The organism is Clostridiisalibacter paucivorans DSM 22131, from assembly GCF_000620125.1.
Lineage (GTDB): Bacteria > Bacillota > Clostridia > Tissierellales > Clostridiisalibacteraceae > Clostridiisalibacter > Clostridiisalibacter paucivorans.
This window is the reverse complement of the sequence record NZ_JHVL01000010.1, coordinates 73,963-89,675: the sequence shown is the minus strand read 5'-3', so window position 1 is coordinate 89,675 and position 15,713 is coordinate 73,963. Positions and strand designations below refer to the sequence as shown.

The following is a 15,713-nucleotide window of genomic DNA, read 5'->3' as shown; positions in this document are numbered from 1 at the left end:
AAAATGCTAGGTGATAGATGTGCAAGTAACCTAAAGCTAAGCTTTTAAAGATATCGTTTCTAATAATATTAAATACAGGATATCTATGCCCTAACGGTCAGTAATGAGGATATAAAATTGAAATATAACAATGTCTAAAATAATTTCGCCCTAACGGGTGTTAAATACATAAATTTAAAACCTAAAAATCAATAGTTATTGGATGATTAAATCTAAAGAAAAATAATTGCCAACTATTACTTGACAGTAACAAATACCAACTTAGGTTTGACAAAGTAAATACTATAAAATATAATTAAATCAGAGAATTAAATAATAGGGATTAAGGTGTTCAAATATGGCTTAAATGGGAAAGAGGTGCAAATCCTCTGCAGCCCCCGCTACTGTAAGTAGGTATGAAATCTTCTTAAATTAATCCACTGGGAAACTGGGAAGGAGAAGAGAGTAAAGTGATCTACAAGTCAGGAGACCAGCCTTGATTATAGAAACTATAGCTTCGGCGGGAAGTGTGTAGTTATTATAATATAGATTATTATGATAAAGGCGCATATTCCCTATGTGTCTTTTTTTATTGTATAAATTAATTAGGCAGGGGGATAAAGATATGGAAAAAAAGGTTATGTTTTTGGGGACAGGCTCTTCAGTTGGTAAGAGTATTTTAACAGCTGCATTGTGTAGAATATTTTATAGAAAGGGTTATAAGGTTGCCCCATTTAAATCTCAGAATATGGCATTAAATTCCTTTGTTACAAAGGATGGTAAGGAGATGGGCAGGGCTCAGGTAGTACAGGCAGAAGCAGCTGGATTGGAGCCTACAGTTGAAATGAATCCCATATTGTTAAAGCCTACCACTGATATAGGTAGTCAAGTTATATTAAACGGAAAGGTATATAAGAATTTAAAAGCAGCAGATTATTATCTGGAAAAGGATTATTTAAAGACTGTAATTATGAAATCATACAATAATCTATCTTCCAAACACGATGTAATTATGATTGAGGGTGCTGGAGGCTGTGCAGAAATAAACCTAAGGGATAAAGACATAGTGAATATGGGACTTGCAGAGATGATAGATGCACCAGTTATTTTGATAGGGGATATAGATAGGGGTGGAGTTTTTGCTTCTATATATGGAAGTTTTATGCTTTTAGAACCTGAAGATAGAAAAAGAATAAAGGGATTTATTATAAATAAATTTAGAGGAGATGTTGATCTGCTTACTCCTGGCATAAAAATGTTAGAAGAAATGATAGATATACCATGTTTAGGGGTTATCCCTCATATGGAATTAAATATAGATGATGAGGACAGTGTTACCCATAGATTTGAAGGAAACAAAGGTTCAGGAATAAATATAGGTATAATTAAACTACCCCATATTTCTAATTTCAGTGATTTTACACCATTGGAATTAGAAAAAGATGTAAACATAAAATATATCTCTTCAAAGGGACAGATGGATGATATTGATTTAATATTGATACCAGGAAGTAAAAATACCATTGATGATATGAGATTTATATTTGATAGAGGGATAGACCAAGATATATATAGGAAATATAAATCTGGTACAAATATCATAGGTATATGTGGAGGATATCAAATATTGGGAAGAGAAATAATAGATGACAATAATGTAGAATCTTCAATAAATAGAATAAATGGATTGGGATTATTGAATACCAAAACGATTATGGCAAAGGAGAAGTCTACTACTCAAATATCAGGAGAATTTATAAATGGATTTGAATTATTGAAAGACTTTGAAGATATGCCTGTATCAGGATATGAAATACACATGGGAGAAACTGAAATTATAGCAAATGATGTACCAGCAATAAGATTAGAAAATGGAAAATTAGATGGTACTATAAGTAAATGTGGTAAAATCTTTGGCACATATCTCCATGGGATATTTGAAAATGATAAATTTAGGAACAATATATTGAATTATATGAGAGAAAAGAAGGGCCTAGAGATGGTTGCAGAATCTATAGATTATAAGTCATTGAAAGAGAGGGAATATGATAAGCTAGCAGATACAGTTTCTGAACATATTGATTTGACAAAAATAATGGAAATATTGGAGTTATAAATGGATATATTGATACTTTTACTAGCGGTTGTTGTGGATTATATTTTAGGAGATCCTATTACTTGGCCCCATCCCATAATATATGTGGGAAAAATGATAAGTTTTTATGAAAAGCAAATAAGAAAATATCTAAATAATTTAAGAATCGGTGGATTTATATTGGTTGTATTATCCTTAGGGACAGTAATTATAGCAACCCATGGTATAATGACATTAGTAGGAATGACTGGTAAGCTAGCTGAACATATTGTAACAATATATTTTATATATGCATTATTGGCAGCTAAATGTCTTCATATAGAAGCTAAAAAGGTATATGACGAGATTAAAGTAGGTAATGTAAAAAATGCAAGACAAAAGATATCTTATCTAGTAGGAAGAGATACTACTAGTCTGGATTTAGAAGAAATAAATAGGGCTACAGTGGAAACTGTAGCTGAAAATACAATAGATGGAGTTCTTGCTCCTATATTCTATGTATTATTAGGTTTTCTGATAGGCTATCCAGTGGAGTCTATTTTCGTATATAAAACAGTAAATACATTGGATTCAATGGTGGGATATATTCAAGAACCATATAAGGATATAGGATATGCATCTGCTAAACTGGATGATATACTCAATTACATTCCAGCAAGAATAGGAAGTATATTTATGATAATTGCTGGTGGAATCATGGGATATGATATGAAAAGTGGATTCAAGATTATGAAAAGGGACAGATTTAACCATAAAAGTCCTAATTGTGGATATCCTGAGTCATCAGTTGCAGGACTACTCAATATACAGTTGGGAGGAACCAATACTTATTTTGGCAAAAAATTGTACAAACCTACCATAGGAGATAAAACTAAGCTATTAAGTGAAGAAGATATTATGCATACTATAAAGATAATGTATGGTTCGGAAATTATCATATTAATGACTTCTATAATGGTAATGTTTTTAAATTGAGATTGGAGGAAATACATTGAATAAACATGGTGGGTATTATGGAGAAGACTATAAAGAAATAATAGATTTTAGTGTAAATATAAATCCTTTGGGGCCGTCAAGATATATAAAGAAAGAGATGGCTAAATCTTTGGAAAATGTATATAGATATCCTGAGATAGATGGCAGAACAGGAATAGCTGCATTATCTAGACATATGGGTATAGAGGAAGAAAAGATTATTTTAGGAAATGGTGCAATAGAACTTATTTATCTCTTTGTTAGGACATTAACTCCCAAAAAGGCGTTAATAATAGGACCTACATTTAATGAATACAGAAGGGCCCTTGAGATGAATAATGTAGAGGTACTGGAGATTAGTAGAATAGAAGATGGAGAGTTTCATATAGATAAAAAGTCTATAATAGGTACTATAGAAAAGGAAGAGCCCGATGTTTTAATACTTTGCAATCCCAACAATCCCACTGGAGATTATACTTCGACTGATGATTTTTCACCTATTATAGATTGTATGGATAATATTGATGGACATACCCTGATAGATGAGTCATTTATGGATTTTACTACAGAGGAAACATTTCAGAGATATATAAACAAACACAATATATTCATATTGAGGTCTATGACTAAGTTCTATAGTTTGCCTGGTATTCGACTGGGATATGGATTGGGAAATATAGGCTTAATAGAAAGATTAAAGACACATAAAGAGCCTTGGACAATGAATAGTATAGCCCTTGATATATTACCTTATGTTATTGAAGATAAAGAATTTATAAGAAATACCGCTAATTGGATTGATTTAGAGAGAAGATATTTATACCAAGAATTAAAAGATATATCTTTTATAAAGGTATTTAAACCCAGTGCTAATTTTTTATTATTTAAATTAGAAAAGGGGAATCCCAATGAGTTTTTCAATTATCTTTTGGCGAATAAAATCCACATAAGGACATGTGAAGATTTCAATGAGTTAGGAGATAGATATTTTAGAATAGCAGTAAAACTTCATAAAGACAATATGAAGATTATAAGTCTAATAAGAGGTTGGGACAAAGGTGGTGAATAGATGAAGAATTTTGTATTAGTAACAGGGGGAGCTAGGAGTGGTAAAAGTAGTTTTGCAGAATCCCTAGTTGCAGACATGGGAAATAATATTGCATATATTGCTACAGCCATAGCATTTGATGATGGAATGAAGGATAGGATAAAAAAACATAGAGAGTCAAGACCAACAGAGTGGATTACTGTGGAAAGGTATAAAGACTTTAAAGTTTTAAAAGACTTAGGGGAATTCAACAAATGCGATACAGTAATATTGGATTGTATGACCATAATGGTATCTAATCTTTTGTTAGAGCAGAAAGTGGATTACGATAATTGTGATATGAATACAATAGATAGTATTGAAGTAGGTATATTTGAAGAGGTAAATAATCTATTGGAAGTGTTAAAAGGCAAAAATGTAGTAATAGTGACCAATGAAGTAGGAATGGGGATAGTGCCTTCCTATAGGTTAGGTAGTATATTTAGAGATATAGCAGGGAGAGTAAATCAATATTTAGGTAGTAAAGCTGAAAAAGTATATATGACAGTATCGGGAATACCAATGAGAATAAAGTGAGGATTATATGAAGAGTTTATTATTGATGATTACATTTTTAACTAGATTACCAGTAAGGTACCCCTTTGAATTTAAAGAAAGGGACTTTATAAATGGGATATATTATATCCCTATAGTTGGTCTTATTATAGGTGGCATATTGTGGCTAGTAGCACAGTTGCATGTATATATAGACAGGCCTGTATTGTCAATCATGTTATGGATAATCTATATATGGATAACAGGAGGACTGCATATAGATGGATTGGCCGATACAGTAGATGGAGTCTTTAGCAATAGAAGTAGAGAGAGGGCTCTTGAAATAATGAAAGACAGTAGAATAGGTGCCTTTGGTGTATTGGTGATAATGATGGTATATATGTTGAATATAATAGTATCCATATATTTACCTATAATAGTATTTCTTTTTATTCCAGTGGTGGGCAGGGCGTCTGCTATCATTGGATGTACATTTGGGCATTATGCCAGAAAAGACACAGGTATGGGAAAGGGCATAGTAGAAAACTGCAATATTAAAGAATTTATATATGTGTTATTTTTAACATTAACTTTAGCTGTCATTTTTAAAGTTGAGTTGTATATAGTCTTGTCAATATTGCTATCATTTGTATTTATATATTTGATAAGTAGATATATAAAGGCAAAACTAGGAGGATTTACAGGAGATACTATTGGATTCACAGTGGAAATATCTCAAAGTATATTTATTTTATTGAGTTATTTATTGGGGAGAGTGACTTTATGAAGTTTATTATGATTAGACACGGAGAGACAGTTGCAAATAGACAGGGAAGATATATTGGGCACACTCAGAGCCCGTATACGGACAAGGGAAAGTCACAAGTAAGAGATATAGTTATAAATATTCCTGAAAATATAAATATAGAGGGTATATATAGTAGTCCCCTTGATAGAACCAGGGTTATTGCTGAAAAAATAGCTCAAAGATTAGATAAAAAACTAATAATTACCCCAGCTATTAGTGAAATTAATTTTGGAATTTTTGAAGGAAAGACATATAAAGAGATTAAAAGGGAGTTCCCACTGGAGTGGGAACATTGGATAGTAGATTATATAAATTATAAGATTCCTCAAGGTGAGTGCTTAAGAGATGTAAATGACAGGGTAAAAAAATTTATAGATGAACTTAAGGATAAGGGTAGGCCTCAAACAGAGTATTTATTAATAACCCATGGAGGTATAATTCAAACTATAATAACATATCTTTTAGATTTGCGGATAGAGGATAGATGGCATTTTAGAATTCCACCAGGAGCCATAGTAGAGATAGACTATCATGAAAATTATGGGGTGTTGTCCAGACTTTCATACTAAGGAGTGATAAAAATTAATAGGATAATGATTGCTGGTGCCACCAGCGGAACAGGAAAAACCACATTGTCACTAGGGATAATGGCAGCACTAAAGAGAAGGGATATAAATGTACGGCCTTTTAAGGTTGGACCTGATTATATAGATCCTGGATTTCATAAACTTGTAACAGGTAATAATTCATATAATCTAGATAGTTGGATGTTAAAAGAGGATATAATTAAATATTTATTTCATAAAAATATGGATAATATGGATATGGGAGTAATAGAAGGGGTTATGGGTCTTTATGATGGCTTTGGTGTTGAAAGGAATGGTATTGGAAGTTCAGCCCATATTTCTAAAATACTGAAGACTCCAGTTATATTAGTTATAGATGGAAAGGGTATGTCTACCAGTGCTGCAGCAATGGTATTAGGATACAAAGAATATGATAAAGATGTGGATATACAGGGAGTAATTATAAATAAAGTATCGGGAGACTACCATTATAATTTATTAAAAGAAGCTATAGAAAGGGATACAGGGATAAAATGTCTTGGATATTTACCTAAAGATTTAAATATATCTCTTAATAGTAGACATCTGGGGCTGATTCCAGCGGAAGAAGTAGATACATTGAATGATAAAATTGATTTATTAGTTGATTATATAGAGAAATATGTAGACTTAAATGGCATTATAGATATATCTTATAATAGAGAGACGATAAAAGGACAAAAAGATTATATGGCTCCATATAGAGGATATGGAGAAGGTATAAAGTTGGGAATTATGAGAGATAAGGCATTTAGCTTTTATTATCAAGACAATATAGATTTGTTGATGGAGATGGGAATTGATATTGAATATATAAGTCCGTTGAAGGATCAGCATTTACCTGATGATTTAGATGGAATATATATAGGTGGGGGATTTCCTGAGGTGTTTGGCAGAGAATTGGAGATAAATCAAGAATTTAAACATAACTTAAGAAATGCCCTTGAAGCAGGGCTTCCTGCCTATGGAGAGTGCGGGGGTCTAATGTATTTGACAGAGTCAATAGAAGATTTAAATCAGTGCAATTATGAGATGGTTGGATTTTTCCCTACTAAATCCCTAATGACAAAAAGACTTCAAAGGTTTGGGTATGTAGAAGTAGAAACTAATGATGGTATAAATATAAGGGCACACGAATTTCATCATTCCAAGGTTTTGGATAATGTAAAATTAAATTATCAATATAGAATAATGAAGAAGAGAAAGGGACAGTATGTAAAGACATGGAATTGTGGAATGAAAAAGAAAAATGTATTGGCAGGGTATCCCCATATACATTTCTATAGCAATATAGATTTTATTAAGGGGTTTATAGATTTATGTAGAGCATTTAGAGGAGGAGATACTATTGAGTAAAAATTATTCCCATACAAAAGGCATATTTAGTATAACTACTATAGCATATTGTGCTATGCTTATAGCTATTTCAGCAATAGGATCTATGATTAAGGTAAGTGGTACTATTGCGTTTGACTCTATGCCAGGTTTCTTTGCAGCTTTATTTTTATCCCCACCATTAGGAGCATTAGTTGCAGGGATAGGTCATTTGCTTACTGCTGTAACCAGTGGATTTCCATTTTCCTTGCCGATGCATATTTTGATAATGTTAGAAATGACCATAGCCACATATATATTTGGGATAACATATAAGAAGACTAATGGAATATTGGCTTGTGTCGTTGGGATTATATTGAATGGTCCTGTTGCATTATTGATGACAGCTAAATTTGCAGAAATCATTGAAATGCCTTTAAACGGTTGGGTGATGTTTAATACATTGGTATTACCATTAACTGTAGCATCTGCTGTAAATGTAATATTGGGATACGTAATATATATGGTACTAATAGGAAGAAAGAGGATGTAAAATGGATATTAAGAATTTTAGAGATTTAACTTTGATAGAAATAAGTGATGATACAATCTTTGTAATATCCTGTGATTCCTGTGGTGGTGTTGGAGAAAAATCAGAAGATATTGTCAATACTTCTGTGGATATAGTGGGATATTTCACTGCAAAGGTTGCATTGGCTGAAATATTAGCTGTGGGAGCTAGACCGATAACCTTAGTGGATACCCTTTCTGTGGAGATGAATGATACAGGAAAAAGGATTCTTGAGGGTGTAAAAAGGGCATTGGGTGAAATAAATATTGATCAGGACATAGCAGTTACAGGAAGTACAGAGGAGAATTTTCATACCATACAGACAGGTATAGGTGTTACTGTTATAGGGGTTATGCATAAAGATGATTTTAGAAAAACTGTGGCTGAAGATGGTGCGGTTATTGTAGTAGCAGGGGAACCCTTGATGGGACAAGAGATATTGGAAAATAGTGATAAGATAGTTAGTCTGAATGATATTTTAACTTTAAAACAAGCATCTGAAGTGTTGGAAATATTACCTGTGGGTTCAAAGGGCATATTAAATGAGTTAAAGACTATGGCTAAAGATGCAGGATTAGAGTTTACTTTAAATCAAGACATAGGAATAGATATAAATAAATCAGCAGGACCTGCTTCTTGTATAATATTGGCAGTTAGACCTGAATGCGTAGACAATATAAAGCAGAGTGTTAGTATACCTGTAAATGAGATAGGAAGATTCCTAGGGGGAAAAAAATGAAAGTGGCAAGGTGTCCTGGGTCCTGTGGAGAATTGATACAGGGAATTATTTTAGGTAGTGAAAAGCTCATATCATACCCGATAAATTGTTATTCCTATGCAAGGATTTTAAGAGGGGCCAGGGATAATGAACTATTGTATCCCAAGGCGTATAGTGCATTGGAAAAGGTATTTGAATATTTTGGTGAAGATATAAAAATCAGTAAGGAATTAAAAGTGGAAATAAAATCAGAAATACCTGTAGGCAAAGGTATGGCAAGTAGCACAGCAGACCTAGGTGCAACGATATTGGCTGCAACTAAATATCTAAAAAAAGATATCAGTGAACAGGAAATTGCTAGGATTTGTTTAAGTATTGAACCTACAGATAGTACACTTTTTTCAGCTATAACTCTCTTTGACCACTTAGATGGGAAATATATAAAAAAATATAGTAAGAACATGAGTTGTAAGGTGCTTATAATGGAAGGAATAGATATGGTAGATACCGTAGAGTTTAGAAAAGTAGACAAAAAATCTATTTTGAAGAAAAATACAGCTAAAATTACTCAGGCATTAAAAAATATAGAATTGGGTATATGGACTGATGATTTGAGGAAAATTGGACAAGGGGCTATACTAAGTGCATTGGCCAATGAAGATATATTAAAAAAACCAGGACTTAGTATTATTATTGAAAGGGCATTAAAATTAGGTGCTTATGGTGTAAATATAGCACATAGTGGTTCTGTAGTAGGAATTATTTATGATGATAGATATTTTGATAAGGAAGCTTTTCTACAAAATATAAGGACAGAAAGTTTTATGAATAGCTATATTAACATAGGAGAATATGAAACAGTTAAGGGTGGACCAGAGATAATAGAGATGGAGGGATGAATTTGTCATATATGAATGACCCAAGAGGAATAGAGAATAAAAGCTTTGAAATAATTACATCGGAAATGAATACTACTTTTTTAGATGATAGAGCAGATGCCATAGTAAAAAGAGTGATCCATACCACTGCAGATTTTGAATACAATAAGATATTGAGATTTAGTCACGATGCCATAGAGGAAGGACTAAAGGCTTTTAAGTCTGGAGTAGGGATATATTGTGATACAAAGATGATTATGTCAGGTGTGAATAAAAAGGCACTCAATAGATTGGGAGGAAATCTATATAATTTTGTGCATGATGAAGATGTGGTACAAGCAGCTAAAAATAGAGGTGTAACAAGATCTACTGTAGCTATGGAGAAGGCGTTAGAAAATGGGAAAATAAATATATTTGCCATAGGAAATGCTCCTACTGCACTATTTACACTCCTGGAGAAGATAGATCAGGGGTATAGTAAACCAAGTTTAGTCATAGGGGTACCTGTAGGATTTGTAGGTGCAGCCGAATCTAAAGAAGAATTGAAAAAGTATGATATACCTTATATCTTGACATCGGGTAGGAAGGGTGGAAGTACTGTAGCCGTAGCCATAATAAATGCATTTATGAAATGTATTTAGAGAGTTAAGGTGATAATAACTATGGATAGATATGTATATAAAGATGGAAAAAAAATGAGATATGGATATACCACTGGATCATGTGCAACAGCAGCTGCCAAGGGAGCAGCTAGAATGTTATTTTCTCAAAGGGAAATTGATTTAGTTAATATAGATACATTGAAGGGATGGACACTGGAATTAGAATTGGAAGATACAGTTGTGAATAGAGAATTTGCACAGTGCTCTGTAAAAAAGGATAGTGGAGATGACCCTGATATAACCAATGGAATAAAGATATTTGCTAGGGTTGAAAAAATAGATGGTAACAATATAGAGATAAGTGGTGGAGAAGGAGTAGGAATAGTTACTAGAAAAGGGCTATCAGTAGGAGTGGGAGAATATGCGATAAATCCTATTCCCAGAAAGACTATTGAAGAAGTTGTAAAGTCTGAAACGCCCAAAGGTTGTGGAATAAAGGTGACTATATTTTGCCCAGAAGGTGTTGAAATAGGTAAAAAGACATTCAATCCCCAATTAGGTATAGAAGGAGGTATATCTATAATTGGTACTACAGGGATAGTGGAGCCCATGTCTGAGGAGGCATTTAAGGACTCCTTGGCTATTGAAGTTTCTGTAAAAAGGCAAGAGGGCATAGATAGGTTGATATTATCTCCTGGAAATTATGGCAGAGATTTTTCTGAAAAGTTGGGATTAGATACTGAATACCTAATCAAGACTAGTAATTTTATTGGATTTATGTTAGATAAAATGGAAGAATATGAAATACAAGAGATTTTATGGGTGGGCCATATAGGAAAGATGATAAAGGTTGCAGCGGGTATATTTCATACCCATAGTCGTATATCCGATGCAAGAATGGAAACTTTAGCTGCATATGGTGCATTGTTAGGTGCAGACACAGAATTAATAAAAAAAATTATGAACAGCATAACGACAGAAGAGGCCATAGATTATATAAAAAAGTGGGATAAATCACAGGAACTTTTTGATTTAATTGCTCAGAGGATTAGTGATAGGTGTAGAAGGAGATTAAAATCCTCCATTAAATTGGGAACCATAATATTTTCTCAACAGCATGGGGTACTAGGTAGATGTAAAGATGCTGACAACATAATGAGGGGGTTTCAATTTGAAAAAGATTAAAGTACTAGGTATGGGACCGGGTCATAGGGACTATATAACTCCAAGGGTTCTACAAGAAATAGAATCGGCTGAGATAATTGTAGCTGGAAAGAGGATACTTGATTCAATAGAAGTGAATGACAAAAAAATAATTTATATAACGAGAGATTTAAATGTCATAGTTGATAAGATAAAAGCTAATTATAAAAAAAGTACAGTTGCAATACTATTGTCGGGAGATACAGGATTTTATAGCATGTTAAAGTTTTTGAAGACGCATTTTGATAAAGGAGATATGGAGGTTATAACAGGAATAAGCTCTATGCAATATATGTTTTCAAAGATAGGAGAGACATGGGATGATGCATATATTACCAGTTTACATGGAAGAGAATTAGATATTGTTGAAAAAGTGAAGAGACATAGTAAAGTGGGTATTTTAACCGATAAAAAGTGGAGCCCTCAAAATATAGCTAAAGAACTTATAAGATCTGGGATAACAAATAAAAGAATATATGTGGGAGAACATTTATCTTATGATGATGAAGTTATTACATCTGGGACCATGGAGGAAATAGCCTCTAGAGAGGGTTATAGAATGTGTGTGGTGGTGATAATGGATGAGTAGACTTTGGCCCCATGAAACAAGTGGAGTACCTGATGAGTTGTTTATTAGAGGAGATGTCCCCATGACAAAAGAGGAAATAAGGGCAGTATCCTTGGCTAAATTGAGATTAAATAAAGAAGATGTAGTTTTAGATATAGGTGCAGGTACAGGAGCTATGACTATAGAGATAGGATTAAAAGTTGAAAGAGGTAGGGTTTTTGCTATAGAAAGAAATTTACACGGGATTGACTTAATCAAGAGAAATGCTGAAAACTTTGGATTAAGGAATGTTAAAATAATACATGGTATTGCTCCAAAGGATATTTGGAGTATATCTAAAGTGGATAAGGTATTTATAGGAGGAACTGGTGGAAATATAGAGGAAATATTTGATTGGATGGATGAAAAATTGGTGTCCAATGGTAGAGTAGTTATGAATTTTATAACTATAGAGAACTTATATAAATCCATAATGGAACTTAATGCTAGAGACTATATAGATGTAAATATTATTAATATTGCAGTGTCTAAGGGAAGAAAATTGAGTAATGTAACTATGATGGAGGGGCAAAACCCTATATATGTAATTTCAGCTAGGAAGGAATGATTTTTGTGAAAGGGATATTTTATGGAGTAGGAGTGGGACCAGGAGATCCAAAGCTACTCACAATAAAAGCGGTAGATATTATAAAAGCAGTTGATGTGCTCATATGTCCTGAAGGAAAAAAAGGCAAGGGAAGTGTAGCATTAGATATAGTGAAGGATTATGTGAACAGTAATACAGAAATATTACATTTAACATTTCCCATGGTATATAAAGAAGGAGAATTAAAGAGTGAATGGGAAAGGAATACTGAAATAATTTATAATAAATTGATAGACGGCAAAAATGTGGCTTTTATAACATTGGGAGACCCCATGCTCTATAGCACTTATATGTATATATTACCAGAGATACAAAATAGGGGAATAGTAGTTGAAACTGTACCAGGCATAACATCCTTCTGTGCAGCAGCTAGTAAGTCCAATACCCCTTTGGCTATGGGAGATGAAACATTGATTATATTTCCATTGAGAAAAAATGGAGAAAAGATAGATGAAGTGATGGAGAATTTTGATAATTTAGTAGTAATGAAGCCTTCTGGACATAATGAGAAATTGGCTGAAAGTCTTGAGAAAAAAGGATTGGATGAAAAGTTTGTATTAGTATCTAAATGTGGTACTAATGATGAAAGTATAACTAGAGATATAGAAATAGTGAAGAGTGGTATTCCATATCTTTCTACCATGATTGTAAAGGGGAGAAATGAAAATGAATAAAGTTTATTTTATTGGAGCAGGTCCTGGAGATCCTGACTTGATAACAGTGAAAGGTAAAAAGATTGTAGAAAAAGCAGACGTAGTAATATATGCTGGTTCTTTAGTCAATAAAAAGATAATTGACTGTAGAAAGGAAAGTAGTGAGCTTTATAATAGTGCCCATATGGATTTAAATGAGATATTAGACTTGATTAAAAAGAGTGTGGAGTCAGGTAAATTAGTAGCTAGAGTTCATACAGGAGACCCCAGTATATATGGGGCAATAAGAGAACAGATAGATCCATTGGAAGATATGGGAATAGCTTGTGAAGTCATACCAGGAGTAAGCTCATTTGTGGCATCAGCGGCAGCCATGAATAAAGAGTTTACATTGCCAGATGTATCCCAGACGGTTATATGTACTAGATTAGAAGGAAGAACTCCTGTGCCAGAAAAGGAAAATTTAGAGTCATTGGCATCTCATAGGGCATCTATGGCTATATTTTTATCTGTTCATATGATAGATAATGTTGTAGAAAGATTATTGGTACATTATGATGAATTAACACCAGTTGCAGTGGTGCAGAAAGCCACATGGGAGGACCAGAAAATAGTAAGGGGAACACTAAAAGACATATCTGAAAAGGTAAAGAGGGCAAATATAACAAAAACAGCTCAAATATTGGTAGGAGGGTTTTTAGGGAACAAATATGAAAAATCCAAATTGTACGATAAGACATTTACTCATGAATATAGGAGAGGAAAATAATGAAACTTGCCATAGTCACTTTGACTAAGGGTGGACTGGCTACAGCGGAAAAAGTAAAGAGAAATATAGATACAACTGTGGATATATATACTAAAGATAAATTTCAAGGAACCTTGAAGTCATTCGTAGGAGTGCTTTTTAAAGAATATAAAAATATATTGTTTATTATGGCAACGGGAATAGTTGTACGGGTGATATCGCCTTATATCAAAGACAAGACTAGGGACCCAGCTATAATGGTAATGGATGAACAGGGAAGATTTGTAATAAGTCTTCTATCGGGACACCTGGGAGGTGCCAATGCATATACAGAAAAAATAGCTAAAGGAATAGGTGCTATTCCAGTTATAACTACGGCATCAGATGTATTGGGGCTTATATCTATAGATATGTTGGCAAAGAGATTAAACTGTAAAATGGAAAGCCTTAAAAAGGCAAAGGAAATAACAGCAGACATAGTTAATGGAAAAAGAGTAGGTATATGTACAGATATTCCATTGGATATACCAGACTATAATAATATAAAAATAGTAGGTACAGAATCTATTAATAATTTTGATTCAATAATATATATAACTAATAAGATTATAGATAATACCCATAGTAGGAGTATTCAATTAACACTTAAAAATATAGTTGTGGGAGTAGGATGTAGAAGGGGAATCAAAGGGGAAGACATGATCCATGGGATAAAGGCTCTATTTGATGAAATAGGTCTTAAAATAGAGAGCATTAAAAAATTAAGTTCTGTAGATATAAAAAAAGATGAACAAGGGATATTACAAGCTAGTGAACATTTCAGAGTACCAGTAGAGTTTATAGATAGAACAGAGATTAGGATGATAGAAGAGAATTTTGATGTATCAGAATTTGTAAGAAGGACTATAGGAGTGGGGGGAGTATCTGAACCTTGTGGATATATATCTTCCCACAATGGTAGATGTTTAATGAAGAAAAGAAAGTTTCAAGGATTTACTTTGTCGGTATGGGAGGAGAGATTAAATGAATAAGGATGGAATTTTATATGTAGTAGGGATAGGGCCAGGAGATATTTGTAACATGACTGAAGAAGCTAGAAATGCCCTTGATGATGCAGATATTATTATAGGATATAAAACTTATATTTCTTTAATTAAGGATATAGTGAATGAAAAAAAACTTATAAAATCTCCTATGAAGGGAGAGGTGGAAAGGTGTAAAAAGGCATTGGAATTGTCTGGTGATGGAGAAAGAGTTGCAATAGTTAGTAGTGGAGACGCCGGGGTATATGGTATGGCAGGTATCGTATATGAAATTGCCCAGAAGTATAATATAAATACTGAAATAAAAATAATACCTGGAGTTACAGCGGCATCAGCAGCAGCTGCTGTACTGGGGGCACCTTTGATGCATGATTTTGCGGTAATAAGTTTAAGTGACTTGCTTACAGACTGGGAACTTATAAAAAAGAGAATAGAATTAGCAGCCAAAGGAAATCTTGTTATATGTTTATATAATCCTAAAAGTAAAAAAAGGGTGGAGCATATTAATATTGCCAGGGAAATAGTGATGAAGTATAGGTCAGATAAGACCCCTGTTGGGATAGTAAGGAATGCTAAAAGGGATGATCAACAAGTATTTGTGACTAATTTAAATGAAATGTTGGAATATCCCATAGATATGTTTACAGTGGTTATAATAGGAAATTCCAATACTAAGATTATAGATAATAAGATTGTGACTCCTAGGGGGTATAATCTTTGATATT

The 15,713-nt window shown here is 33.1% G+C and carries 18 protein-coding genes and 1 riboswitch; all 18 genes read left to right on the top strand.

The window, feature by feature from the left end:
- The first annotated feature begins 308 nt into the window (after positions 1-308).
- A riboswitch (cobalamin riboswitch) is annotated at positions 309-492 on the top strand.
- A 112-nt stretch (positions 493-604) separates the two neighbouring features.
- The 18 genes from Q326_RS0106205 to cobJ are packed head-to-tail and all read left to right on the top strand — an operon-like array spanning position 605 to position 15,709.
- Entirely contained in the window at positions 605-2,095 is a 1,491-nt protein-coding gene (locus tag Q326_RS0106205) for a cobyric acid synthase (RefSeq protein WP_026894583.1), read from the top strand.
- Positions 2,096-3,049, top strand: coding sequence for an adenosylcobinamide-phosphate synthase CbiB (gene cbiB / locus Q326_RS0106200; RefSeq protein WP_026894582.1), 954 nt, complete (start codon positions 2,096-2,098; stop codon positions 3,047-3,049). It begins immediately after the preceding gene.
- Between the two features lie 16 nt (positions 3,050-3,065).
- Positions 3,066-4,118 (top strand): pyridoxal phosphate-dependent aminotransferase, encoded by a 1,053-nt coding sequence (locus Q326_RS0106195; protein ID WP_026894581.1) that lies wholly within the window; start codon positions 3,066-3,068, stop codon positions 4,116-4,118.
- On the top strand, positions 4,119-4,673 hold the full coding sequence (gene cobU, locus Q326_RS0106190; RefSeq protein WP_026894580.1) for a bifunctional adenosylcobinamide kinase/adenosylcobinamide-phosphate guanylyltransferase: 555 nt from the start codon (positions 4,119-4,121) through the stop codon (positions 4,671-4,673).
- Between the two features lie 7 nt (positions 4,674-4,680).
- The gene (cobS, locus tag Q326_RS0106185; RefSeq protein ID WP_026894579.1) at positions 4,681-5,418 is read left to right on the top strand and encodes an adenosylcobinamide-GDP ribazoletransferase; all 738 of its coding nucleotides are present in this window, start codon (positions 4,681-4,683) and stop codon (positions 5,416-5,418) included.
- Positions 5,415-6,008 carry a histidine phosphatase family protein gene (locus Q326_RS0106180; RefSeq protein WP_026894578.1) on the top strand — a complete coding sequence of 198 codons (594 nt, stop codon included), beginning with the start codon at positions 5,415-5,417 and terminating at the stop codon, positions 6,006-6,008. The genes cobS and Q326_RS0106180 overlap by 4 nt, the downstream gene beginning before the upstream one ends.
- 3 nt (positions 6,009-6,011) lie before the next feature.
- A complete protein-coding gene (locus tag Q326_RS0106175; RefSeq protein ID WP_245592063.1) occupies positions 6,012-7,400 on the top strand; it encodes a cobyrinic acid a,c-diamide synthase CobB in 1,389 nt (462 codons plus the stop codon).
- Positions 7,393-7,911: an ECF transporter S component gene (locus Q326_RS0106170; protein ID WP_034601374.1), complete on the top strand. Its 519-nt coding sequence runs from the start codon at positions 7,393-7,395 to the stop codon at positions 7,909-7,911. Before Q326_RS0106175 ends, Q326_RS0106170 begins: the two co-directional genes overlap by 8 nt.
- A 1-nt stretch (position 7,912) precedes the next feature.
- Positions 7,913-8,668: an AIR synthase related protein gene (locus Q326_RS0106165; protein WP_034601372.1), complete on the top strand. Its 756-nt coding sequence runs from the start codon at positions 7,913-7,915 to the stop codon at positions 8,666-8,668.
- Positions 8,665-9,546, top strand: a complete 882-nt coding sequence (locus Q326_RS16870) for a GHMP family kinase ATP-binding protein (RefSeq protein WP_051531239.1) — start codon at positions 8,665-8,667, stop codon at positions 9,544-9,546. Before Q326_RS0106165 ends, Q326_RS16870 begins: the two co-directional genes overlap by 4 nt.
- An 11-nt stretch (positions 9,547-9,557) precedes the next feature.
- Positions 9,558-10,166: a precorrin-8X methylmutase gene (locus Q326_RS0106155; protein WP_250160314.1), complete on the top strand. Its 609-nt coding sequence runs from the start codon at positions 9,558-9,560 to the stop codon at positions 10,164-10,166.
- 21 nt (positions 10,167-10,187) lie between these two features.
- Positions 10,188-11,312, top strand: a complete 1,125-nt coding sequence (gene cbiD / locus Q326_RS0106150; protein ID WP_026894573.1) for a cobalt-precorrin-5B (C(1))-methyltransferase CbiD — start codon at positions 10,188-10,190, stop codon at positions 11,310-11,312.
- Positions 11,299-11,919 carry a precorrin-6y C5,15-methyltransferase (decarboxylating) subunit CbiE gene (cbiE, locus tag Q326_RS0106145; protein WP_026894572.1) on the top strand — a complete coding sequence of 207 codons (621 nt, stop codon included), beginning with the start codon at positions 11,299-11,301 and terminating at the stop codon, positions 11,917-11,919. The genes cbiD and cbiE overlap by 14 nt, the downstream gene beginning before the upstream one ends.
- Complete coding sequence (gene cbiT / locus Q326_RS0106140) at positions 11,912-12,505, top strand: precorrin-6Y C5,15-methyltransferase (decarboxylating) subunit CbiT (RefSeq protein ID WP_026894571.1); 594 nt, start codon at positions 11,912-11,914, stop codon at positions 12,503-12,505. Before cbiE ends, cbiT begins: the two co-directional genes overlap by 8 nt.
- 5 nt (positions 12,506-12,510) lie before the next feature.
- Positions 12,511-13,218, top strand: a complete 708-nt coding sequence (gene cobI / locus Q326_RS0106135; RefSeq protein WP_026894570.1) for a precorrin-2 C(20)-methyltransferase — start codon at positions 12,511-12,513, stop codon at positions 13,216-13,218.
- Positions 13,211-13,966 (top strand): precorrin-4 C(11)-methyltransferase, encoded by a 756-nt coding sequence (gene cobM, locus Q326_RS0106130; protein ID WP_026894569.1) that lies wholly within the window; start codon positions 13,211-13,213, stop codon positions 13,964-13,966. The genes cobI and cobM overlap by 8 nt, the downstream gene beginning before the upstream one ends.
- Entirely contained in the window at positions 13,966-14,976 is a 1,011-nt protein-coding gene (gene cbiG / locus Q326_RS0106125; RefSeq protein WP_026894568.1) for a cobalt-precorrin 5A hydrolase, read from the top strand. The genes cobM and cbiG overlap by 1 nt, the downstream gene beginning before the upstream one ends.
- A complete protein-coding gene (gene cobJ / locus Q326_RS0106120) occupies positions 14,969-15,709 on the top strand; it encodes a precorrin-3B C(17)-methyltransferase (RefSeq protein ID WP_026894567.1) in 741 nt (246 codons plus the stop codon). Before cbiG ends, cobJ begins: the two co-directional genes overlap by 8 nt.
- Positions 15,710-15,713 lie beyond the last annotated feature (4 nt).